Origin of the sequence: Actinosynnema sp. CA-299493, from assembly GCF_050946825.1 — a bacterium.
In the GTDB taxonomy this organism is placed as follows: Bacteria; Actinomycetota; Actinomycetes; order Mycobacteriales; family Pseudonocardiaceae; genus Actinosynnema.
This window is the reverse complement of the sequence record NZ_CP191993.1, coordinates 8,358,652-8,381,673: the sequence shown is the minus strand read 5'-3', so window position 1 is coordinate 8,381,673 and position 23,022 is coordinate 8,358,652. Positions and strand designations below refer to the sequence as shown.

At 72.5% G+C, this 23,022-nt stretch carries 18 protein-coding genes and 1 pseudogene; 10 read left to right on the top strand and 9 right to left on the bottom strand.

Features of this window, described 5'->3' with window-relative positions:
• Window positions 1-38: 38 nt before the first annotated feature.
• From ACQPYE_RS35850 to ACQPYE_RS35840, 3 genes are all read right to left on the bottom strand, one after another.
• A complete protein-coding gene (locus tag ACQPYE_RS35850) occupies window positions 39-392 on the bottom strand; it encodes an SSI family serine proteinase inhibitor (RefSeq protein ID WP_498717554.1) in 354 nt (117 codons plus the stop codon).
• Between the two features lie 254 nt (window positions 393-646).
• Window positions 647-2,191: an aklavinone 12-hydroxylase RdmE gene (gene rdmE / locus ACQPYE_RS35845; protein ID WP_498717553.1), complete on the bottom strand. Its 1,545-nt coding sequence runs from the start codon at window positions 2,189-2,191 to the stop codon at window positions 647-649.
• A gap of 43 nt (window positions 2,192-2,234) precedes the next feature.
• Window positions 2,235-3,251 (bottom strand): Gfo/Idh/MocA family protein, encoded by a 1,017-nt coding sequence (locus ACQPYE_RS35840; RefSeq protein ID WP_498717552.1) that lies wholly within the window; start codon window positions 3,249-3,251, stop codon window positions 2,235-2,237.
• 218 nt (window positions 3,252-3,469) lie between these two features.
• Between ACQPYE_RS35840 and ACQPYE_RS35835 the strand changes: the two genes are divergently transcribed.
• Both ACQPYE_RS35835 and metX read left to right on the top strand, forming a co-directional pair.
• Complete coding sequence (locus tag ACQPYE_RS35835; RefSeq protein WP_498717551.1) at window positions 3,470-4,759, top strand: bifunctional o-acetylhomoserine/o-acetylserine sulfhydrylase; 1,290 nt, start codon at window positions 3,470-3,472, stop codon at window positions 4,757-4,759.
• Window positions 4,760-4,851: 92 nt separating this feature from the next.
• The gene (gene metX / locus ACQPYE_RS35830; protein ID WP_498717550.1) at window positions 4,852-5,820 is read left to right on the top strand and encodes a homoserine O-acetyltransferase MetX; all 969 of its coding nucleotides are present in this window, start codon (window positions 4,852-4,854) and stop codon (window positions 5,818-5,820) included.
• Here the strand turns inward: metX and ACQPYE_RS35825 are convergent.
• Window positions 5,817-7,388 (bottom strand): cellulose binding domain-containing protein, encoded by a 1,572-nt coding sequence (locus tag ACQPYE_RS35825; RefSeq protein WP_498717549.1) that lies wholly within the window; start codon window positions 7,386-7,388, stop codon window positions 5,817-5,819. The genes metX and ACQPYE_RS35825 overlap by 4 nt on opposite strands.
• Window positions 7,389-7,520: 132 nt before the next feature.
• A complete protein-coding gene (locus ACQPYE_RS35820; protein WP_498717548.1) occupies window positions 7,521-8,021 on the bottom strand; it encodes a hypothetical protein in 501 nt (166 codons plus the stop codon).
• Window positions 8,022-8,209: 188 nt separating this feature from the next.
• On the opposite strand from ACQPYE_RS35820, the gene ACQPYE_RS35815 reads away from it, so the two are divergent.
• The 4 genes and pseudogenes from ACQPYE_RS35815 to ACQPYE_RS35800 form a co-directional block, all read left to right on the top strand.
• On the top strand, window positions 8,210-9,325 hold the full coding sequence (locus tag ACQPYE_RS35815) for a sensor histidine kinase (protein WP_498717547.1): 1,116 nt from the start codon (window positions 8,210-8,212) through the stop codon (window positions 9,323-9,325).
• Entirely contained in the window at window positions 9,322-9,969 is a 648-nt protein-coding gene (locus ACQPYE_RS35810) for a response regulator (RefSeq protein WP_498717545.1), read from the top strand. Before ACQPYE_RS35815 ends, ACQPYE_RS35810 begins: the two co-directional genes overlap by 4 nt.
• A 63-nt stretch (window positions 9,970-10,032) precedes the next feature.
• On the top strand, window positions 10,033-10,707 hold the full coding sequence (locus tag ACQPYE_RS35805) for an alpha/beta hydrolase (RefSeq protein ID WP_498717544.1): 675 nt from the start codon (window positions 10,033-10,035) through the stop codon (window positions 10,705-10,707).
• Window positions 10,704-11,684, top strand: a pseudogene (locus tag ACQPYE_RS35800) (acyltransferase family protein); the annotation flags it as partial. The gene ACQPYE_RS35805 and the pseudogene ACQPYE_RS35800, both read left to right, overlap by 4 nt.
• Window positions 11,685-11,699: 15 nt before the next feature.
• Here ACQPYE_RS35800 and ACQPYE_RS35795 read toward each other — a convergent pair.
• Entirely contained in the window at window positions 11,700-13,871 is a 2,172-nt protein-coding gene (locus ACQPYE_RS35795) for a phospholipase A2 (protein WP_498717543.1), read from the bottom strand.
• 129 nt (window positions 13,872-14,000) lie between these two features.
• On the bottom strand, window positions 14,001-14,594 hold the full coding sequence (locus tag ACQPYE_RS35790) for an SACE_7040 family transcriptional regulator (RefSeq protein ID WP_498717542.1): 594 nt from the start codon (window positions 14,592-14,594) through the stop codon (window positions 14,001-14,003).
• A gap of 182 nt (window positions 14,595-14,776) precedes the next feature.
• Here ACQPYE_RS35790 and ACQPYE_RS35785 point away from each other — a divergent pair, with 182 nt between their 5' ends.
• The 4 genes from ACQPYE_RS35785 (at window position 14,777) to ACQPYE_RS35770 (ending at window position 20,463) form a co-directional block, all read left to right on the top strand.
• Window positions 14,777-15,565, top strand: a complete 789-nt coding sequence (locus ACQPYE_RS35785) for an SGNH/GDSL hydrolase family protein (protein ID WP_498717541.1) — start codon at window positions 14,777-14,779, stop codon at window positions 15,563-15,565.
• A 180-nt stretch (window positions 15,566-15,745) separates the two neighbouring features.
• Window positions 15,746-17,350 (top strand): carboxyl transferase domain-containing protein, encoded by a 1,605-nt coding sequence (locus ACQPYE_RS35780; protein ID WP_498717540.1) that lies wholly within the window; start codon window positions 15,746-15,748, stop codon window positions 17,348-17,350.
• Between the two features lie 35 nt (window positions 17,351-17,385).
• Window positions 17,386-19,305, top strand: coding sequence for an acetyl/propionyl/methylcrotonyl-CoA carboxylase subunit alpha (locus ACQPYE_RS35775; protein WP_498717538.1), 1,920 nt, complete (start codon window positions 17,386-17,388; stop codon window positions 19,303-19,305).
• 3 nt (window positions 19,306-19,308) lie between these two features.
• On the top strand, window positions 19,309-20,463 hold the full coding sequence (locus ACQPYE_RS35770) for an acyl-CoA dehydrogenase family protein (protein ID WP_498717537.1): 1,155 nt from the start codon (window positions 19,309-19,311) through the stop codon (window positions 20,461-20,463).
• 193 nt (window positions 20,464-20,656) lie between these two features.
• On the opposite strand, the gene ACQPYE_RS35765 is transcribed toward ACQPYE_RS35770, so the two are convergent.
• Window positions 20,657-21,415, bottom strand: a complete 759-nt coding sequence (locus ACQPYE_RS35765) for a crotonase/enoyl-CoA hydratase family protein (protein WP_498717536.1) — start codon at window positions 21,413-21,415, stop codon at window positions 20,657-20,659.
• Window positions 21,412-23,004, bottom strand: coding sequence for an acyl-CoA dehydrogenase family protein (locus tag ACQPYE_RS35760; RefSeq protein ID WP_498717535.1), 1,593 nt, complete (start codon window positions 23,002-23,004; stop codon window positions 21,412-21,414). The genes ACQPYE_RS35765 and ACQPYE_RS35760 overlap by 4 nt, the downstream gene beginning before the upstream one ends.
• Between the last annotated feature and the right edge of the window lie 18 nt (window positions 23,005-23,022).

The window sequence follows — 23,022 nt, the reverse complement described above, 5'->3', positions numbered from 1 at the left end:
GCCCTCCGCGGGTGTGGTGCCGGGTGCCGGTCGCCGGGTCAGAAGTCGAAGACCGGGCCGGTCTCCGCGAGCATGACGCACGGGTTCGAGAACTCGGCCTGGAACGACCGCGTCTCGCCGCGCCACGTGCCGGACGCCGTGACGCGCACCGGGTCGTGCTCCAGCGTGCACAGGCCCTGGCCGGTCGCCAGGCCGCCGACCTGGCCGTCCACATCGGACAGCGCGAGGCACGCCTCGTCCGCCCTGGGGTGCAGTCCGCCGGCCGGTTCACAGGTCAGGTGCGAGTACAGGATCGACTCGCCGTGCTGCACGCTGAGCACGAAGGTCGACTCCGGCGCGGAGAACGCCGGGATGAGCGCGGCGATCGCCGCGAACAACGGGAGTGGTGCCATGCACCACAGCGTGGACGCCGATCACCGCTCAACTCCAGGCATCTCACCGGATCGTGTGGTTTCCGGCAAGGTCGACTCCGGCCGACCGTGCGTGGTTGCGCTACTCGCCGCGAGAGTCCTACGTTCAGAGCTCGAGAGTCCTACGTTCGCGTACCCCGAGTTCAACGCTCAGACCGACCGCCCGGTCTGCCGAGCGTTGAACTCGGGTGCTCTGAACGTAGGACTCTCGCGGCGTGGACGTAGGACTCTCGGGGTTAGAGGGATTTCAGGGTGGCGAGGGTGGAGGAGAGGGTGGACGGGAGAGTGGGGGTGGGGGGATTGGTGGTGTGGTGGGCGATCACGCCGTCGGGGCGGATCAGGGCGGCGCCCGTCCGGCCGATGCGGTAGCGGGTCGCCAGGGCGCCGGTGGGGTCGGTGATGGCGGGGACGTGCAGGGACGGCACGGTGGTGGCGCGCCAGGCCGGGTTCAGGGTGATCAGGGTCCAGGTGGTGAACAGGTCCAGGGTGGACACCTGACGGCCCTCGTGCGCCACGGTGACGTGCGGTGCGCGGAAGCCCGGCCGGGCGGAGGGGTTGGCCGGGTCCTCCACGGGTGACGGGTCGGTGTCGTCGATCAGCACGGCGTTCGAACGGCAGCGGTAGCCCAGGGTCAGGTGCGCCGGGTCGACCTCGGCCGGCACGTCCGGGCCCGCCAGGTGCGGCGCGAACCGCTGCACGTAGTTCGCGTACGACCCGTCCACCACCAGCTTCGCGTACGGCCGCCGTTCGGCCTCGTAGCTGTCCAGCAGGCCGACGCCGGCCTCGCCCCTCAGCACCTCCGCCAGCTTCCACGCGAGGTCGAACCCGTCGCCGATCGCCGTGTTCCCGCCGAGCCCGCCGGTCGGCGGCGTCACCTTCGCCGCGTCACCGACCAGGAACACCCGCCCCGCCCGGAACCGGTCGCTCAGCCACGCCGCCATCTCCCACGCGGTGACCTCCAGGACGTCCGGCTCCAGGTCAGGCGCGTCGGTCGCGATCCGCAGCAGGTCGACGCACCGCCGCGGCGGGTAGTCCGCCGCCGACTCGCGCGCCGGGTCGTACTCGATCGTGAACACGTTGCGCCGCGCGGTGTTCGTCGCCACGAAAGCACCGGTGAACGCCGGGTTCCGCAGGTAGAACAAGGTCAGCTTGTCGGGCACGAGGTGTGCCGTCAGGTCGGCGTCGAACACCACCCCGACGTGGCGCGACAGCTCGCCCGGCCCCTGCCGCCCGATCCCGACGAACTCGCGCACCACGCCCCGGTGCCCGTCCGCGCCGATCACGTAGTCCGCCCGGACGGTGTGCTCGCCCCCGGCCGAGCGGACCCGCGCCGTCACCCCCTCGTCGTCCTGCGCCAACGACACCAGCTCGGTCTCGAACAGCACCTCCGCGCCCAGCTCGCGCGCGCGCCGCAGCAGCACCGGCTCCACGTGGTCCTGGCTCGCCAGCGCCGGGCGCTCGGGGCTGAGCGTGGCGTCCCACTCGTCGTCCTCGTGCACGATCGTGTGAAACACCTGCCCGCGCAGGCTCTCCGCGACCTTGATCACCAACCCGCCGCCCAGGCCCGCGTCGCCCGCCAGCACCTCGTCGGCGACCCCGGCCCGGCGCAGCACCTCCATCGTCCGGTGCGTCTGCCCGGTCGCCTTCGGGTGCGGCGACGTCCCCCGGTGCTTCGAGATGCCCAGCACCGACACGCCCTGCCGCGCCAGGAACAACGCGGCCGTCAACCCGCTGAGCCCCGCCCCGACCACCAGCACCTGCACACGCCTGTTTTCTCCCATGACTAAGAATCTTAGTCACTGAGAGATTCGGGAATCAAGACAATCAGGGAAGCGGGACGACCTCACCCGAACGCGCCGACGCGAACGCCGCCTCGACCACTTCCAGCCCGGTGACCGCGTCGGCCACCGGCACCGGAGCCCGACCGGCGGCGACGGCGGCGTAGAAGTCCTGGTAGGACCCCGGCTCCGTGCGCACGGGCTCCGTCCCGAGCACACCCCACCGCTCGGCCGGCTCCTCGCCCCAGCCGGAGCCGCCGGGCACCGCGCCCGCCTTCAACGCCTCCTCCTGCGGGTCCATCCCGTGCTTCACGTACGCCGACCGGTCGCCCAGGACCCGGAACCGCGGTCCCGGCGACGCCGCCAACGCCGACGCCCACAGGTGCGACACCGCGCCGGACGGGTGGGTCAGCGCCAGGAACGCGTCGTCGTGCGCACGCGCGCCGGCCCGCAGCGCCCGCACCTCCGCGTACACGCTCGCCGGACGACCGAACAACGCCACCGCCTGGTCCACCAGGTGCGTGCCGAGGTCGAACACGATGCTGCCCAGGTCGGCCGGGTCGCCGGACTCCTTCCAGCCCTCCTTCACCTCCGGCCGCCACCGCTCGAACCGCGACTCGAACCGGTGCACCCGCCCCAGCGCGCCCTCGCCGACCAGCCGCGCCACGGTGCGGAAGTCGCCGTCCCAGCGCCGGTTGTGGAACGGCGCCAGCAGCACCCCGCGGGCCGCCGCCAGGTCCGCCAGCTCCCGCGCCTCGGCGGCAGACGGCGCGAACGGCTTGTCCACCACGACGTTCAGCCCGTGCTCCAGCGCGGCCCGCGCGTGCGCGGCGTGGTGCCGGTTCGGCGTGGTCACCACGACCAGGTCGAACTCGCCGGCCCGCCGCCACACCTCGTCCACCGACGCGATCAGCTCGGCCTCCGGGTAGCGGGACGCCACCTCGGCCTGCCGCTCGGGGTTGCCGGTGACGACGGCGGCCAGCGCCAGGCCGGGCGTGGTGGACAGGAACGGTGCGTGGAAGGCGGCTCCACCGAGCCCGTAGCCGATCAGTGCGGTGCGCATGCACCGAACCCTAAGCGTCCCAAGTCGTGGACGCCCTGTCGTGGACGGTCACCCAGCGCTACGTTCAGCGCATGATCCCGCTGGTGGCACGTCGGCACGTGGACTACGTGCGCGTCACCAGCACGGCCTGTCCCCTCGGCTGATCCAGCCCAAGAATCGTGCACGACCGGGGTCTTCGGCGTGCCTGCAGAACCAGAGCCAGACAGGAGCCACCAAGCATGTCCTGGTCCTTCGACACCAAGCAGGTCCACTCCGGCGCCGCGCCCGACCCCACGACCGGCGCGCGTGCCACCCCGATCTACCAGACCACGTCGTTCGTGTTCCGCGACTCCGCGCACGGCGAGGCGCTGTTCAGCCTGGCCGAGCCGGGCAACATCTACACCCGCATCAACAACCCCACCCAGGACGTGCTCGAGCAGCGGGTCGCCGCGCTGGAGGGCGGAGTGGCTGCGGTGGCGTTCGCGTCGGGCCAGGCCGCCGAGACCGCCACCGTGCTCAACCTCGCCCGCGCCGGCGACCACCTGGTCTCCAGCGCCTCCCTCTACGGCGGCACCTACAACCTGTTCCACTACACGCTGCCCAAGCTGGGCATCGAGGTGTCCTTCGTGGACGACCCCGACGACCTGGACGCGTGGCGCGCCGCCGTGCGGCCGAACACCAAGCTCTTCTTCGCCGAGTCGCTGGCCAACCCGCGCAGCAACGTGCTGGACATCGCGGCGGTCGCCGAGGTGGCGCACGCGGCGGGCGTGCCGCTGGTGGTGGACAACACCGTGCCGACGCCGTACCTGGTGCGGCCGATCGAGCACGGCGCGGACATCGTGGTCCACTCGGCCACGAAGTACCTCGGCGGGCACGGCACCGCGGTCGCGGGTCTGGTCGTGGACGGCGGCACGTTCGACTACTCCGACGCGGCGAGGTTCCCGGACTTCAACGAGCCCGACCCCAGCTACCACGGCCTGCGGTACTGGCCGGTGCTCGGGCACGGCGCGTTCGCCGCGAAGCTGCGGGTGCAGGGCCTGCGCGACACCGGCGCCGCCATCGCGCCGCTGACCAGCTTCCTGATCATCCAGGGCATCGAGACGCTGTCGCTGCGCATCGACAAGCACTCCTCGAACGCGCTGGAGCTGGCCCGGTGGCTGGAGGCGCGCGACGAGGTGGAGAAGGTGCACTACGCGGGCCTGCCGTCGAGCCCCTGGCACGAGCTGGCGCAGAAGTACCTGCCGACCGGCGGGGGCGGCGTGGTGTCGTTCGAGCTGCGTGGCGGCGTGGCGGCGGGTCGCGCGTTCGTGGACGGCGTGGAGCTGTTCAGCCAGCTGGTGAACATCGGCGACGTGCGCAGCCTCATCGTCCACCCGGCCAGCACCACGCACAGCCAGCTCACGCCCGAGCAGCAGGTCGTCTCCGGGGTCACGCCCGGCCTGGTGCGGTTGTCGGTGGGCATCGAGGGCGTGGAGGACCTCAAAGCCGACCTGGAATCGGGCTTCCGCGCCGCCAAGTCGGTGCTGTGAGCCACGGGTCCACCTCCGGGAAGACCCCTCCCACCGCCGGCGGGTGGCGGGAGGGGGACCCGAACGGGCGACGGCAGTGGGTGCGCGGCTCCATGCCGGGACTGCCGGGGCTCTCCATCGCCTACGAGACGTGGGGCGAGCCGAACGCCGACCGGTCGAACGCGGTGCTGGTGCTGCACGCGTTGACCGGCGACAGCCACGTGGCCGGTCCGGCCGAACCGGGCCACCCCACCCCCGGCTGGTGGGACGGGCTGGTCGGGCCGGGACGGGCGCTGGACCCCGAGCGCTGGTTCGTGGTCGCGCCGAACGTGCTGGGCGGCTGCCAGGGCACCACGGGGCCGTGGGCGACCGCGCCGGACGGCAAGCCGTGGGGCGCGCGGTTCCCCAGGCTCACGGTGCGCACCCAGGTGGCCGCCGAGGTGCTGCTGGCCGACGCGCTGGGCGTCGACTCGTGGGCCGCCGTGCTGGGCGGCTCCATGGGCGGGATGCGGGCGCTGGAGTGGGCGGTGTCCGAGCCCGACCGGGTGCGCGCCCTGCTCCTGCTGGCCGCGCCGGCGGCGTCCACGGCCGAGCACATCGCGCTGGCGTCCGCCCAGCTGCACGCCATCCGGCTCGACCCGGTCGGCGGCCTCGGCGTGGCCCGCCGGATCGCGCACATCGGCTACCGGGGCGAGGCGGAGCTGTCCGCCCGGTTCGGCCGCGAGGAGCGCGCGGACGGCCGGTTCCAGGTGGAGTCCTACCTGGACCACCACGCGGACAAGCTGGTCCGCCGGTTCGACCCGGCCAGCTACGCCTCCCTCACCGAGGCCATGAACAGCCACGACGTGGGACGTGGGCGCGGCGGTGTGCGGGCCGCGCTGCGCCGCGTCAAGGCGCGGACCCTCGTGGCGGGCATCGACTCCGACCGCCTGTACCCGCTGCGGCAGCAGGCCGAGGTCGCCGACGCCGTGCCCGGCGCCGGCGACCTGCGCGTGGTGACCTCGCCCTACGGCCACGACGCGTTCCTCATCGAGGTCGACCAGGTGTCGAAGCTGGTCGGGGAACTGCTGGCCGGGGGCTAGAAGCCGGCCGTGATGCGGGTGAACTCCCAGTCGGCCTGCGGGATGCCGCTGCACGTGGACGACACCTGGCCGTCGCACCCGCCGCGGTCGCGGTTGACCGCCCAGAACGCGAACCTGGCCAGCCCGTTGGCCTTCGACCAGTCGCGCAGCTGCGTCCACGTCTGGGCGGTCGTCACCTCGCGCTGGTCGGACAGGCCGTTCATGCCCGAGATGCCGACGTGCCCGAACGCCTCCGCGTCCGACCACCCGAACGTGGTCTTCAGCTTGTTCTTCAGCCCGGTGGCGGCGTTGATCGTGTCCGCGCCGACGTTCGAGCTGCCGAAGTCGAACGGCATGATCGTGAACACGTCGACGCCCGCGCCGATCGCCGCCGCCCGCTCGACCAGCCGGTTGCCCCACGAGTTCGGGCCGGTGGTCGTGGTGCCGAAGGTGACGATGGTCCGGATGCCCGGGTTGGCCGCCTTGACGATCTTGAGCGCCTCCAGGATCCGGTCCTGCACGGCGGTGTTCTCGAACTCATCGGTGTTCTCGATGTCGATGTCGATGGCCTTGAGCCCGTAGGCGTTGATGACCTGCTGGTACGCGCCGGCCAGCGCCTGCGGGGTCGAGCAGTTCGGGCCGAGCTTGGTGCCGCTCCACCCGCCGAACGACGGCACGACGTCGCCGCCGGCCGCGCGGATCTGCTGGATGGCCTGCGCGTCGATGCCGCCGGTCAGCGGCCGGTTGCCGTCCCACGCGGGGTTGCAGCCGCCCGAGGACAGCACGAACGCCATGGTGAACCACTTGACGCCGGTGGCGCTCATGATCGTGGCGGGCGCCGGCGGGTTGCCCCAGCCCAGGAACAGGTACGGCGCACCTCGGCCGCCGGTCGGGTTGGTGCCCGGCTGCGTGGTCGCGGAGACCTGGTTGGACGGGCCGGAGGTGTTCGACGCGGCGTCCCGCGCCCGCACCGCGAACGTGTACGCGGTGGCGGAGTTCAGGCCGGTCACGGTGGCCGTGGTGCCGGTGACGGTGGTGGCGACCGAAGCGCCCCGGTACACGTCGTACGCGGTCACGCCGACGTTGTCGGTCGACGCGGTCCACGCCAGCGAGACGGAGTTGCCGGTGGTGCCGGTGACGCGCAGGGAGCCGGGCGCGCTCGGCGCGACCGTGTCACCGCCGCCGCCACCGGTGCAGGGAGCCCCGCTGACGGTGCAGTTGAGCGGTGCGCCGGAGCCGGTGCCGACGAAGCCGAAGCTCGTCGAGGCGCCGACGCCCACGGTGCCGTTGTACTCGCGGTTGGACGCGACGTAATGATCACCCGTTCGGGTGACAAGCGCGTCCCAGTACGACCCGAGCGAGGTGCCCGCGGGCAGGTCGAACTCGATGCGCCAGGAGCCGATGGCGGACGGTCCGCCGTTGGCGACGGTGAACCTGGCCTCGAAGCCGCTGCCCCAGTCCTGGGTCTTGGCGAAGGTGGCGGTGACGCCCGGCGCCGCTTGCGCGGCCGGGCCGACGACCAGTGAACCTGCGGCTATCGCGCCTGCTGCGAGCAGCGCGCTTGGTCGTGACAGCACTCGTCGTGGCATGTCGGGGTCCTCCTCGGCGGGATCGGCAGGGTGAATCGCGCCCACCTCGGAGAGTGGTCTAGACCAAATAAAAAGGCAAGGATGTTTACCGATCTGCCGGCACGCGGGCGCGGCGGAACCGGGCGAAGGGGACTACTCGTCCAGCGCGGTGGCGATCCACGGCGACACGGGCAGGTCGCGCTGGCCGCACTCCACGGCCAGCTTCACCGTCCACCGCAGGGCCTGGAGCACCACCGTGGCCAGCTCCTGCGGCTGCCCGTTGGCCAGCGCGATCTCGATCTGCTCGGCCGCGGCCTCCTGGTCGCCGTGCACCTCGGCGAGCAGCGTGCGGATCGCGGTGCGGACCGGCGGGTCGGCGTCGTCGATGGGCACCTCCTGCCCGTCCTCGTCGAAGACCTGCATCTTCACCGGGGTCGCGCCGCCCGAGCCGAGGGTGGCGACCATGGCGCTGCACTCGGAGAACAGCAGGAGGACCAGCTCCCGGATCTCCTCGTTGCCCTCGGGCGAGCCGCTGAGGTACCCGGTGACGAGGTCGACCGCGACCGCGTCCTCCCCGACCTTGGCTGCGGTCAGGGCCTCACCGGCCACGGCCTGGAGCCGCGACCAGCGATCCGGATCTTGCTGCGGGTGCATTCGGCCATCTTCCAACACGGAGTAGGGGCGCACAGCTCTGCATATTGCCTACCCGGTGGTGTTCGCCCACCGCAACGGCTTGTCCGGCGCGCCGCCTCTCCGGTATGGCGCGGTCGGGCGCGTCGTACCCCGGTATGACAGACCGTGGTGGCATGTGCGGGCGCGGCCCGCCGCCTAGCATCGGGTTCGTGATCCGCACCGTCCTCCAGGTCGTGCTGCTCCGCGACCGCTCGCGGGTCTTCGACGGCTTCCGACTCCGCCACCCGCTCATGTCGGCGGTGCTGCTCTACGGCCTGATCATCGCGATCGGGGTGAGCTCCGACTACGTCACGCGGGAGGACCCGGACGGCTGGTGGCCGCTGCTGTTCGCCGTCGTCGCCGGCAGCACCGCGCTGACGTTGCGCTCCACGCTCCTGGCGTGGCGGCTGGCCACGGCCGGCCTGGTGGTCATGCGGCTGCTGGTGCCGTCGGAGCCCTCGGTCCTGGGCAGCTGGCAGTGGTGGTGGTACGTGCCGGTGCTGCTGGCGGTGGCGACCGCGCACCGCGGTCGGGTGGTGCTGCTCGTGGCGTCGATCACGTCCGGGGTGCTGCTCGCGATGGACCAGTCGGCCGACGTCCTGGAGGTCGTCGGCCTGCTGCTGCTGGTGCTCCTGCTCGGGTACGCGGTGGGCGCGCGCGGCCGGGCCGAGCGGCGGTTCCACGCCGAGCAGGACGAGAAGGCGGCGCTGGTCGAGCGCGCCCGGATCGCCCGCGAGATGCACGACGTGGTCGCGCACCACATGTCGCTGGTGGTGGTCCGGTGCGAGACGGCGCCCTACCGGATCGCGGACCTGCCCGAGGCGGGCGAGCGGGAGTTCGCCGAGCTCGGCGCGGCGGCGCGGGCCGCGATCACGGACATGCAGCGGCTGCTCGGCGTGCTGCGGGAGTCCGGCAGGCGGGCCGACCGGACGCCGCAGCCCGGGTTGGCCGACATCACCTCGCTGCACGCGGACGCGTCCGTCACCGACGCCGAGGTGCCGGAGGCGGTCGGGCTGACCGCGTACCGGATCGTGCAGGAGGCGCTCACGAACGCCGGTCGGCACGCGCCGGGCGCGACCACGTCGGTCGCCGTCGACCTGGTGGACGACGAGCTGCGGGTCGTCGTGCGGAACACAGCGGGCGGGCCGTCGCGCGGCGGTGGCGGCGGGCACGGGCTCAGGGGCATGGGCGAACGGGTGGCGGTGCACGGCGGTTCGCTGACCGCCGAACCGACCGCGGACGGGGGGTTCCTGGTGGAGGCGACGGTTCCGGTGGGCCGGCGGTGATCCGGGTGCTGGTGGCGGACGACCAGGAGATGGTGCGCGAGGGCTTCTCCGCGCTGCTGGACGCCCAGCCGGACATCAGCGTGGTCGGGTCGGCCGGCGACGGTGTCGCCGCCGTGGGGGAGGTCCGCCGGCTGCGGCCGGACGTGGTGCTGATGGACGTGCGGATGCCGGAGATGGACGGGCTGACCGCGACCAGGCTGCTGGCCGACGACCCGGTCAGGGTGCTCGTGCTGACCACGTTCGACCTGGACGACTACGTCTACGAGGCGTTGCGGGCCGGTGCGAGCGGGTTCCTGCTCAAGCACGCGCCCGCGAGCGAGCTGCTGGCCGCGGTGCGGGTGGTGGCGCGCGGCGACGCGCTGCTGGCGCCGTCGGTGACCAAGCGGCTCATCGAGGACTTCGTGAAGGCGCAGCCCGTGCGGGTGGTGAAGCCCGCCGCGCTGTCCGCGTTGACCGAGCGCGAGACCGAGGTGCTGCGGCTGATCGCGCAGGGCCTGTCGAACGGCGAGATCGCCGCGCACCTGGTGCTGGCCGAGCAGACGGTGAAGACGCACGTGAGCCGGGTGCTGATGAAGCTCGGCGTGCGCGACCGCGCGCAAGCCGTGATCGCGGCCTACGAGTCCGGTCTCGTGGTACCCGGGTAGGGCCTCGGGATCGGCACCGCGGGGTGACGATCCGCGTGGCGTGGTCTCCCTAGCTTCGACGCCATGCCGAAGAAGATCGCGTTGGTGGCCGCGCTGCTGGTCCTGGCGGTGCCGGGTGGCGACCCGCCGCCGTTCACGCCCCGGATCGAGGTGCACGGCGACCTCACCCGGGCCGCGCACGTCGCCGTCGTCGTGCCGGGGTCCGACGTGGATGACCGGAGGTTCGGCGCGACGGTCGGGCGGATGGCGCGCGACCTGCACGCCGCCGTCGGGCGGGACGACGTCGCGGTGGTCGCGTGGCTGGGGTACCGGACGCCGTCCGGGCTCGGGGTCGACGCGGCCGGCGGCCGGTTGGCGCGGGCGGGAGCGGTGGCGCTGGACGAGTACGTGCGGGCGTTGCCGGGGCACGTGCACCTGCTGTGCCACAGCTACGGGTCGGTGGTGTGCGGGCTGGCCCAGCCGCCCGTGGACGACGTGGTGTTCCTCGGACCGCCCGGCGTGCGGGTGGACGCGGTGACCTCCGGCGCGCGGGTGTGGGCGGCGCGTGGCGGCCGGGACTGGACGCGCTGGGTGCCGTCGGTCCGGCTGGGCGACCTGGGGCACGGTGCGGACCCGGTCGACCCGGCGTTCGGCGCGCGGGTGCTCGACGTCGGCGACATCGGGCACGACGAGTACTTCCGGGAGGGCACGGCGTCGTTGCGCGCCCTGGCCCGGATCGCGTTGGGAGAGACCCCGTGAGCCGGGACCCCGTGAGCCGGGACGCGGTGAGTCGGGACGCGGTGAGTCGGGACGCCGTGAGTCGGGACGCCGTGACCAGGGATCGCGTGCTCCGGGACGCCGTGAGCCGGGACGCCGTGCGCCGGGACCCCGTGATCGACGCGACGCGGGCCATCGCCATCGTCGGGGTGGTGCTGGGGCACTGGCTGGTGACGGCCGTGGTGCTGACGGGTGACGGGTTGGTGGTGGACAGCCCGTTGCGGTGGCTGCCGGAGCTGGCGCCGCTGACCTGGGTGCTCCAGACGCTGGGGCTGTTCTTCTTCACCGGCGGGTTCGGCGCGGTGCGGTCGGGCGTGCCGTGGTGGTCGCGGGTGCGCGGGCTCGTGCCGCCGGTGGCGGTGCTGCTCGGCGCGTGGGCGGCGGTCCTGTTCGGACTGTCCCTGCGCGGGTTGCCGCAGCGGACGGTGATGACCGTCGGGCACCTCGTCGTGACGCCGTTGTGGTTCCTCGGCGTGTACGTCGTGCTGTCGGCGCTCACGCCGTTGCTGCGGCGGCTCGGGTGGTGGGGCGTGGTGGTCCCGATCGTGCTGGTGGCGGTGGACGTCGGCTGGGCGAACGTGGTCGCGGTGTGGTGGGCGCCGTGGCAGGTGGGCGTGCTGGCGGCCCAGCGGGGTCACCGCCGTTCGTGGGGTGCGGCGCTGCTCGCGGCCGGTGGGGTGGCGTTCGCGCTGCTGCTGGCCGCCGGGTACCCGGTCAGCGCGGTCGGCGTGCCCGGCGCGGCGGAGTCGAACCTGTCGCCGCCGTCGGCCGCCGCGGCGGCGTTGGCGCTCGCGCAGGTGGGTTTGGTGCTGCTGGTCCGGCCGGCGTTCCCGGCCCGGAGGTCGATCGCGCGGGCGCTGAACGCGCGGGCGTTGCCGATCTTCCTGGTGCACCAGAGCGCGTTGCTGGTGGTGACGTTGGCGGGTTCGGTGTTCGGCTCGCTGCGCGGCCTGCACACGCCGCCGTCGGACGCGCTATGGGTGCTGGAGCGCGGGACCTGGCTGCCGGTGTTCACCTGCGTGTGCCTGGTCCTGCTTCGGCACCGCCGCGGCCAGGGCGACGACGATCGTCGCGCCGTGCAGGGCGACGATCGCGGCGGTCGGCTCCAGCACCAGCAGCGGCGGCACGCAGGCCAGCGCGGTGAGCAGCCAGGGACGGCGGCCGTGGCACGTGCCGGCGTGCGCGGTGTGCAGCAGGTACCAGCCCAGCAGCAGGTGGATCAGGTTCTGGAGCGGGTCGACCGCGAACACGACCAGCGTGCCCGCCGCGCCCGCGAAGCCGGTGACCACGAACCCGAGGACGCCGAGCACCCCGTAGCCGGCGCCGAGCGTGACCGCGAGCCGGGTGCGGTGGGTCTCGCGGGTGCGGCAGGGGCTGAGCGCGGCGTTGCGCTCGAAGCGGTGGAACACGGCCAGGACGGGCAGGAGCAGCAGCACCAGCACGGCCAGCCAGCGCGGCTTGGTGGCGACCCAGTCGAACGCGGCCGGTGAGTCCAGCAGGCCGAGCACGCCGATCACGGCGGCCAGCACGGTCAGGTAGCCGAGGTAGACCGTCATGGGCGCGGTCCGGGCGAACTCCACGACCCGCCACGGCCGGCTGCCCGCGAGCCAGGCCGTGACGCGGGGCCTGAGCAGCAGCACGAGGCAGATCTGGGCCAGGCCGAGCACGAGCAGGCACACGGTGGGCGGGCTGAGGTTCGAGCTGCCCTCGCCGGGCAGCGGCATCATCGTGCGCGGGTAGCCGCCGAACGTGATCAGCGCGAGCAGCGCGGGCACGGCGGCGAGCGCGAGGGCGCCGAGCACCTTGCGCGGGACGCGGTGCAGGCTGCCGTCGGCGTAGTGGAAGCCGAGCTGTTGCAGCAGCAGCGCGCCCAGCACCAGGTTGAGGTAGCCGCCGGCGCGCCAGGGGAAGCCGATGCGGGCCAGGTCGACCACGATCATGGCGGCGACCAGCGCGACCGGCGTGACCAGGCGGGCGTGGCGGTGCAGCCAGGCCATGACCGGGGTGGCGGCGACCGCGACCAGGTACAGGCCGAGGAACCACAGCGGGTAGGCGATGAGCCGGCCGAACATCTCCACCCGCGACTTGTCCACGTCGAGCAGTTCGAGCGGCAGCGGGAGGACCAGCCAGGCCAGCACGAACGCCAGCACGGGCCGCAGCAGCCAGGTGATGCGTGCGGCCAGGTAGCGGCCGTAGCCGCCCTGCTCGGCCTGCACGGCGTGCCAGCCGGCGAGGTTGGCGTGGCCGCCCGCGAAGTAGAAGACCGGGATGGCCTGCAACGCCCAGGTGAGCAGCCACAGCCAGGTCGCGCTCACGCCCGCCCAGTGCAGGACGGTGATCAGCGACTGCCCGATCACCACCAGGGCGAGCGCGCTCAGCCGCAGGAACGTGGCGTAGCGGTCGGGGGTGGCCCGCGGCCGGGGTTCGTCGGCGGGTTCGGCGGGTTCCGCGTCGTGCCTCCGGCGGTGGGGCAGGCCAGGCAGGCGGGCGAGCAGGAGGAACACCACGACGGCGCTGCCGAAGCCCCAGGCGAGCACGGGCTCGTGACCGGGCGGTCCCCAGCGCTGCCGCCACGAGTTGAACTCCAGGCCCGCCGCGTAGAGCTGGGCGGTCGCGTGGCACCGGGTCGCGTGACCGCGCGGGTTGACGTCGCACTGGGCGTGCATGTCGTGGGCGAGGCGGGCGTCGAGGGACTTGCGGGCGTCCTGGCCGAGCGGGCGGCCCTTGTGCTCGGCGTAGCGGAGCAGGTCGTAGCCCAGGTCGTGGGCCTTGCAGCCGGTGCCGAAGTCCCACTCGGTGTCGCCGGCGGGCCCGGAGCACCCGCCGTTCGGGTCGAGCGCCCGGACGGACCCGTCGGCCCCGACGACGACCACGGGTTCGCGGTTGGTCACCTCGCCGAAGTCGGCCGGGAACTCGGCCAGCGGGTTCGCCGCGCCGGGGTGGGCCATCGCCTCGACGGCCTTCGCCGCGACCGCGACGTCGCCCACGAGCGGCGAGGTGTCCGTCGCGCCCGCCGGCCTGGACGCGATCACCCCGCACACGAACACGGCCAGGGCCACCAGCACGAACCGGAACCAGGCGGGCAGACGGGCGAGCAACCGGAGCCCCGGCCACCCCCCGGTGGTGTTCACCGCCACGTCACCCATCGACAACCGAGCGTACGCGAGAGTCCTACCTCCAGACCGCGCGTGTCCTACGTCCAGAACGACCGTGTCCTACGTTCGGAACACCCGAGTTCAACGCTCAGAACACGCGACCTGCGCCTTCACCGCACGTCACGGGTGCACGGGCAGCGCGCCCGACAACGACGCCAGCGCCATCTGCGAGAGCAGCGCGGCCATCTGGTCGCGGTCCAGGTGCGCGCTGTGCGGCGTGGAGTTGATCAGGCCGAACACGGCGTGCGCCGCCGCACGGGCGGTCGGCTCGTCCACCTCCGGCGACGTCTTGCGGATCGTCTCCACCCACACCTCGACGTAACGCCGCTGGAGCGCCCGCACCCGCCGCCGGTCCGGGTCGGTGAGGTTCGCCAGGTTGCGGATCTGCACGGTGATCAACGCCGGGTCGTCCAACGCGAAGTCGACGTGCCACCGGATCAGTTCCCGCAGCGCGCGCGTCGGGTCGCCGGAAGCGGCCACCCGGTTCAGCCCGCCGTCCAGCAGCCGCTCGCTGATCGACGTCAGCATCTCGCCGAGCATCGCGTCCTTGCTGCGGAAGTGGCGGTACAGCGCCGGCCCGGAAATTCCCACGGCCGCGCCGATGTCGTCGATGCCGACGCCGTGGAAGCCGTGCCGGGCGAACAGTTCGGCGGCGGCGGCCAGGATCTGGTCGCGGCGGGTCTGCTTCGCTGGCTCGGCTGGCACGCCGCTCATCCTAAACGGCCGGCCCAGTGCACGTAAACGGGCGTTAACTCAGCCGTCGTCACCCGATCACCGGCCGGTGGCCGAAACGCGTAGTTAACTCTTGACCCACTCTATTTATAGAGGACTACTTACTGGTAACCATTGTTGTGCTCCGCATCACACCCTGCGTTGTTTCCCTCCGGGAGGCTCCGATGCGCCTTGTCCGAACCCTGTCCAGCGCGGCGCTGGCACTCGTCGCCACGCTGGCGCTCGTCGTGCCGGCGGAAGCCGCCGCCGCCAACTACGTCGCGCTCGGCGACTCCTACTCGTCCGGAACGGGCACCGGCTCGTACTACAGCGACTCCGGCAGCTGCAAGCGCAGCCAGTACAGCTACCCGGCCCTCTGGGCGGCGTCGCACGCGCCGGCGTCGTTCAAGTTCGTCGCCTGCTCCGGCGCCAGGACCGGTGACGTGCTCGCCAACCAGGTCAGCGCGCTGAGCGCGACCACCTCCCTGGTCAGCATCTCGATCGGTGGGAACGACGCCGGCTTCACCGACGTGATCTCCGCCTGCACCTTCGGCTCCGACTCGACCTGCGTCAACCGGGTCAACCAGGCCAAGGCCTACGCCACGGGCACCCTGCCCGCCCTGCTGGACAACGTCTACACGCAGATCCGCACCCGCGCGCCGTCCGCCACGGTCGTCGTGCTCGGCTACCCGCGCCTCTACAAGGTGCCGGGCAGCTGCTCGGTGGGCCTGAGCGACACCAAGCGCGCGGCGATCAACTCCGCCTCCGACACCCTGCACCAGGTGATCTCCGGCCAGGCGGGCGCGAAGTCGTTCTCCTACCGCGACCTGCGCACCCCGTTCACCGGGCACGAGATCTGCTCGGGCGACTGGTGGATGAACAGCCTGACCTGGCCGGTGGAGGAGTCCTACCACCCGAACCGCAACGGCCAGCGCCTCGGCTACCTGCCCCAGCTCACCGCCGTCACCGGCTGACCCGACCGGGCACCGCGCCGACCCGACCGGGCACCGCGCCGACCCGACCGGGTATCGCGCCGGCCCGACCGGGCACCGCCAAGGAGGGGGCCGCACCCGCGGCCCCCTCCGGCTTGTGAACCGGAGTTAACAAGCGCTAACATCTCCTCAGGTTAACGACGGCTAACCGCGAGGAGTTCGATGGACGCCCCGGTGCTGCGCAGCACGGCCGACAAGTCGGACGACGCCTTCCGGCGCTACCACGACGAGCACGCCCGGCTGGTGGCGGAACTGCGCGCCAAGCTCGGCCGAGCCGCCCTCGGCGGCCCGGAGAAGTCGCGGACCCGGCACGTGGCGCGCGGCAAGCTGCTGCCCCGCGACCGGGTCGACACGCTGCTCGACCCCGGCTCACCGTTCCTCGAACTGTCGCCGCTGGCCGCGGACGGCATGTACGGCGACGAGGCGCCCGCCGCCGGCGTCATCACGGGCGTCGGCCGCGTGTCGGGCCGCGAGGTCGTCGTCGTCGCCAACGACGCCACCGTCAAGGGCGGCACCTACTACCCGCTGACGGTGAAGAAGCACCTGCGCGCCCAAGAGGTGGCGTTGCAGAACCACCTGCCGTGCGTCTACCTGGTGGACTCCGGCGGCGCGTTCCTGCCCAGGCAGGACGAGGTGTTCCCGGACCGCGAGCACTTCGGCCGGATCTTCTTCAACCAGGCCACCATGTCCGCCCGCGGCATACCGCAGGTCGCCGCCGTGCTCGGCTCCTGCACGGCCGGTGGCGCGTACGTGCCCGCGATGTCGGACGAGGCGGTCATCGTGCGCGGCCAGGGCACGATCTTCCTCGGCGGCCCGCCGCTGGTGAAGGCCGCGACCGGCGAGGTCGTCACGGCCGAGGAGCTGGGCGGCGGCGAACTGCACTCGCGCACGTCCGGCGTCACCGACCACCTCGCGGAGGACGACGCGCACGCGTTGCGGATCGTGCGCTCGATCGTCGGCACGCTGGGTCCGCGCGCGCCGCGCCCGTGGCAGGTCGAGCCGACCGCGGAGCCCGCCGTCGACCCCGCCGAGCTGTACGGCGTCGTGCCGACGGACAGCCGCACGCCCTACGACGTGCGCGAGGTGATCGCCCGGGTCGTGGACGGCAGCCGGTTCCAGGAGTTCAAGAAGGAGTACGGCGCGACGCTGGTCACCGGGTTCGCCCGGATCCACGGCCACCCGGTCGGCATCGTGGCCAACAACGGCGTGCTGTTCGGCGAGTCGGCGTTGAAGGGCGCGCACTTCGTCCAGCTGTGCGACCAGCGGTCGGTGCCGCTGGTGTTCCTGCAGAACATCAGCGGGTTCATGGTCGGCCGCGAGTACGAGGCGGCGGGCATCGCCAAGCACGGCGCGAAGATGGTGACGGCGGTGGCGTGCGCGCGGGTGCCGAAGTTCACCGTGGTCATCGGCGGGTCGTTCGGCGCGGGCAACTACTCGATGTGCGGCCGGGCCTACTCGCCCCGGTTCCTGTGGATGTGGCCCAACGCCCGGATCTCGGTGATGGGCGGCGAGCAGGCGGCCTCGGTGCTGGCGACCGTGCGGCGCGACCAGCTCGGCGACGCGTGGTCGGCGGAGGACGAGGAGGCGTTCAAGGCGCCGATCCGGCAGCAGTACGAGGACCAGGGCAACCCGTACTACTCCACGGCCCGGCTCTGGGACGACGGCGTGATCGACCCCCTCGACACGCGGATGGTGCTGGGCCTGGCCTTGTCCACGGCGGCGAACGCCCCGATCGAGCCGGTTTCCTACGGCGTCTTCCGGATGTGATGAGCATGTTCCGCCAAGGGGTGTCCCACCGAGGGATGTTCGACAGCGTTCTGGTGGCCAACCGCGGTGAGATCGCGGTGCGCGTGATCCGCGCGTTGCGGCGGTTCGGCATCCGTTCGGTGGCCGTCTACAGCGACGCCGACGCCGACGCGCTGCACGTGCGGATGGCGGACGTCGCGGTGCGGATCGGGCCCGCGTCGGCGCGGGAGAGCTACCTGTCGGTCGAGCGGATCGTCGAGGCGGCGCTCTCGACGGGCGCGCGGGCCGTGCACCCCGGGTACGGGTTCCTGGCCGAGAACGCGGAGTTCGCGCGGGCGTGCGAGAAGGCCGGGCTGGTGTTCATCGGGCCGCCCGCCGAGGCGATCGAGGCGATGGGCGACAAGATCCGCGCCAAGCTGACCGTCGCGGCGGCGGGCGTGCCGGTGGTGCCGGGGCGGACCGAGGTCGGGATGACCGACGACGACCTGGTGCTCGCGGCCGACGAGATCGGGTTCCCGGTGCTGCTGAAGCCGTCCGCCGGCGGTGGCGGCAAGGGGATGCGGCTGGTGGAGTCCGGCGACGGCCTGCGGGACGCCATCGAGTCGGCCCGGCGTGAGGCGCGGGGGTCGTTCGGCGACGACGCGTTGCTGATCGAGCGGTTCATCGGCAACCCGCGGCACGTCGAGATCCAGGTGATGGCCGACGCGCACGGCGGCGTGACGCACCTCGGCGAGCGCGAGTGCAGCTTGCAGCGGCGGCACCAGAAGATCATCGAGGAGGCGCCGTCGCCTCTGATCACGCCGGAGGTGCGGGCCGCGATGGGTGCGGCGGCGGTGGAGGCGGCGCGGTCCGTCGGGTACGTCGGGGCGGGCACGGTCGAGTTCATCGTCGACGGCGCGTCCGGCGACTACTTCTTCATGGAGATGAACACGCGGCTCCAGGTCGAGCACCCGGTGACCGAGCTGGCGACCGGCGTGGACCTGGTCGAGTGGCAGTTGCGGGTGGCTTCGGGCGAACCGCTCGGGTTCACGTCGGTGCAGATGACGGGGCACGCGGTCGAGGCCCGCGTGTACGCGGAGGACCCGGCGCGCGGGTTCCTGCCGACCGGCGGGACGGTGCTCGCGCTGGAGGAGCCGTCCGACGTGCGGGTGGACTCGGCGTTGCGGGTCGGGCTGACCGTCGGCAGCGACTACGACCCGATGCTGGCCAAGGTGATCGCGCACGGGGCGACGCGGGAGGAGGCGTTGCGCAGGCTGCACGCCGCCCTGGGTCGGTTCACGGTGCTGGGCGTGACGACGAACATCCCGTTCCTGCGGGCGTTGTTGAGCGACCCGGACGTCCGGTCGGGTGACCTCGACACCGGTCTGGTGGAGCGCAAGCTCGACTCCTTGGTGGCCGTGGAGCGGCCGGACGAGGTGCTGGTGGCCGCCGCGCTGGAGCGTCAGCTCTCGCTGGGCGGCGGTGACGACCCGTGGGCGCGGTCCGACGGCTGGCGGGTGGGCGAGCACGCCTGGACCCGGTGGCTGATCGACGGCGTCGAGGTGCGCGTGCGCGGCGACGAGGTGTCGGTCGCGGACGGTGAACCGGCTCGGCACGCCGTCCGGGTCGACGGCGACCGGTTGACCGTGGACGGTCGGTCGTACGCCGTGGTCCGCGACGGGGACGTGCTGTGGCTGGGCCGGGACGGTCACGCGTGGGCGCTCACCGAGACGCGGCCGTCCGAGGTCGCCGCGTCGGGGGTGGTCGCGGGCGGTGGCCCGGTCACCAGCCCCATGCCCGGGACGGTGCTCCTGGCGCGGGTCGCCCGGGGCGAGCACGTGACGGCCGGGCAGGCGTTGTTCGTGGTCGAAGCGATGAAGATGGAGCACACCGTCACGTCACCCGTGGCCGGCGTGCTCACCGAAGTGCACGTCCAGGCGGGCCAACAGGTCGCGCTGGACCAACCCCTTGCCGTCGTCGTGCCCCACGAGGAGTGAGCGATGTTGGACTTCCGCCTTGACGAGGACTACGAGGCGTTGCGCAAGACCGTCGAGGAGTTCGCCCGCGAGGAGGTCGCGCCGGTCATCGGCGGGTTCTACGAGCGCGAGGAGTTCCCCTACGGGATCGTCGCCAAGATGGGGCGGATGGGCCTGTTCGGGCTGCCGTTCCCGGAGGAGCTCGGCGGGATGGGCGGCGACTACTTCGCGTTGTGCCTGGCGCTGGAGGAGTTGGCCCGGGTCGACTCGTCGGTGGCGATCACGTTGGAGGCCGGTGTCTCGCTGGGGTCGATGCCGGTGTTCCGGTTCGGCTCGGCCGAGCAGAAGGCGGCTTGGCTGCCCCGGTTGTGCACCGGTGAGGTGCTCGGCGCGTTCGGGCTCACCGAGCCGGGCGGCGGGTCGGACGCGGGCGCGCTGCGGACCACCGCGCGGGTCGACGGCGACGAGTGGGTGATCAACGGCACCAAGGCGTTCATCACCAACTCGGGCACGGACATCACCGGTCTGGTGACGGTGGCGGCGGTGACCGGGCGTCGGGAGAACGGCAAGCCGGAGATCTCGGCGATCATCGTGCCGTCGGGCACGCCCGGGTTCTCGGTGTCGCGCAAGTACTCCAAGGTCGGGTGGAGCGCGTCGGACACGCGTGAGCTGTCCTTCCAGGACTGCCGCGTGCCGTTGGAGAACCTGGTCGGCGAGCGCGGGCGGGGGTACGCGCAGTTCCTCCAGACGTTGGACGAGGGCCGGGTGGCGATCGCGGCCGTCGGCGTCGGCCTGGCCCAGGGGTGCGTGGACGAGTCGCTGAAGTACGCGGGCGAGCGCGAGGCGTTCGGCCACCGGATCGGCACGTACCAGGCCATCCAGTTCAAGATCGCCGAGATGGAGGCCCGCACGCACACCGCGCGGCTGGCGTACTACCAGGCGGCGGCCAAGATGCTGCGCGGCGAGCCGTTCAAGCGCGAGGCGGCGATCGCGAAGCTGGTGTCGTCGGAGGCGGCGATGGACAACGCGCGCGAGGCGACGCAGATCTTCGGCGGGTACGGGTTCATGAACGAGTACCCGGTGGGCCGCTTCTACCGGGACGCCAAGATCCTGGAGATCGGCGAGGGCACCAGCGAGGTGCAGAAGATCCTGATCGCCCGCGAACTGGGCCTCCCCTAACCGCGAGAGTCCTACGTTCACGCCGCGAGAGTCCTACGTTCGCGTCACGCGTGTCCTACGTTCAGGACACCCGAGTTGAACGCTCGGAACAGTCGATCTTGTTCTGAGTGTTCAACTCGGGGTACCGGAACGTAGGACTCTCGCGTTCCGAACGTAGGACACGCGCGTTCTGAACGTAGGACTCGCGCGGGGGTCAGGGGAACTTGCCGTGGCGGCCTTCGCCGGAGTGGAAGCGGCGGAGGCCTTTCTCCACCTCGGTCAGGGAGACGAGGCCGTGGGACAGCTCGTTGGCCAGGGCGTCGGGTTCCGGGAGGTCCTCCTGCTCCAGGAGCGACAGGCGGTCCTCCCGCAGGCACACCTGGGGGAACGCCGACAGCTCCAGCGCCAGGGCCTCCGCCGCGGCACGTGAGGTCCCGGCGGGCACGACGCGGTTCGCCAGGCCGATCCGCAGCGCCTCGCCCGAGTGCACCGGCCGACCCGTCAGCACCAGGTCCATCGCCCGCGACGCGCCGATCAACCGGGGCAACCGCACCGTCCCACCGTCGATCAGCGGCACGCCCCACCGCCGCGAGAACACCCCGAACACCGCGTCCTCGTCGACCACCCGCAGGTCGCACCACAGCGCCAGCTCCAGCCCACCCGCCACCGCGTGCCCGGACACCGCCGCGATCACCGGCTTCGACAACCGCAACCGCGTCGGACCCATCGGGCCGGACGGTGACGCGGGGTCGTTGCTCCGCGGCGTGCCCAACGCCTTCAGGTCCGCGCCCGAGCAGAACGTGCCGCCCTCACCGTGCAGCACGGCCACCGCCGCGGTCGGGTCCTCGTCGAACTCGCGGAACACCTCGGTCAACGTGTGCGCGGTCGGCCCGTCCACCGCGTTGCGCACGGCGGGCCGGTTCAGCAGGACGGTGAACACCGGCCCCGACCGCTCAACCCGGACGGCGCTCACGGCTTCGGCAGCCCCCGCTCCACGATCGCCCCGAAGTCCACCCCGCGCGGCAACGTGCCGAACGCCACGCCCCAGTCGCCGGACAGCCGCGACGCGCAGAACGCGTCCGCCACCGCCGGGTGCCCGTACCGCACCAGCAACGCGCCCTGCAACGCCAACGCCATCCGCTCCACCACCCTGCGCGCCCGCACCTCCAGCTCCGAGGTGTCGGCCAGCTCGTCCTTGAGCCCCTCGACCGCCGCGTCCAGCCGCCGGTCGGCGCCGCGCGCCGCGTCCAACTCGCCGAAGAACTCCGCCACCGCCTCCGGTGAACGCCCGAGCGCGCGCAGCGCGTCCAACGCGGCCACGTTGCCCGAACCCTCCCAGATGGACATCAACGGGGATTCGCGGAACAGCCGCGGCATCCCCGAGTCCTCGATGTACCCGTTGCCGCCCAGGCACTCCAACGCCTCGGCGGCGTGCGCGGGAGCCCGCTTGCACACCCAGTACTTGCTCACCGCGAGTCCCAGCCGGCTCCGGTTGCCCGCCAGCCACAACGCCACCGTGGTCGCCGCCTCGGACTCCACCGCCAGGTCGGCCAGCACGTTGCGCATCGCGGGCTGGTCGACCAGGTACGCGCCGAACGCCTTGCGGTGCGCCGCGTGGTGCGTGGCCTGGGTCAGCCCCAGCCTCATCCCGGACGCCGAGCCGAGCACGCAGTCCAGCCGGGTCGTGTTGACCATCTCGATGATGGTCCGCACGCCCCGGCCCTCCTCGCCGACCAACCACCCGACCGCGCCGTCGTACTCCAGCTCCGCGGACGCGTTCGACTTGTTGCCGAGCTTGTCCTTGAGCCGCTGGAGGGACATCGCGTTGCGCGTGCCGTCGGGCAGCACGCGCGGCAGCACGAAGCACGACAGGCCGCCCGGCGCCTGCGCGAGGGTCAGGAACAGGTCCGACATCGGCGCGGACGTGAACCACTTGTGCCCGGTCAGCTCGTAGTGGTCGCCGACGGGCACGGCGCGCGTGGTGTTCGCGCGCACGTCCGAGCCGCCCTGCTTCTCGGTCATCGACATGCCCGCGATCAACCCGCGCTTGGTCTCGGGCGCGCGCAGCCCGAAGTCGTACTCCCGCGACGCCAGCAGCGGTTCGAACTTCTCGGCCAAAGCGGGTGTCCGGCGCAAAGCGGGCACGGCGGCGTAAGTCATCGAAATCGGACACCCGTGGCCCGCTTCCGCCTGGCTCCACACGTAGAACTTGGCCGCGCGGGCGACGTGCGCGCCCGGCCGGTCGTCCCGCCACGGCGCCGCGTGCAGGCCGTTGGCCACCGCCGTGCCCATCAGCTCGTGCCAGGCGGGGTGGAACTCGACCTCGTCGACCCGGTGCCCGTACCGGTCGTGGGTGTGCAGCACGGGCGGGTGCGCGTTGGCCAGCCGTCCCAGGTCCTGGACGTGCGGTGTGCCGGCGAGCACACCCAGCTCGCGCACCTCGGGTTCGGCCCACTCGGCGCCGCCGCGCCGAAGTCCGTCCAGCAACGCCGGGTCGGCGGAGACGTCGTGCCCTTCCAGCGGTGGGACCTGGTTGGTCACCTCATGAGTGGCGTGAGTCATAACCACCTAGAGTACTAC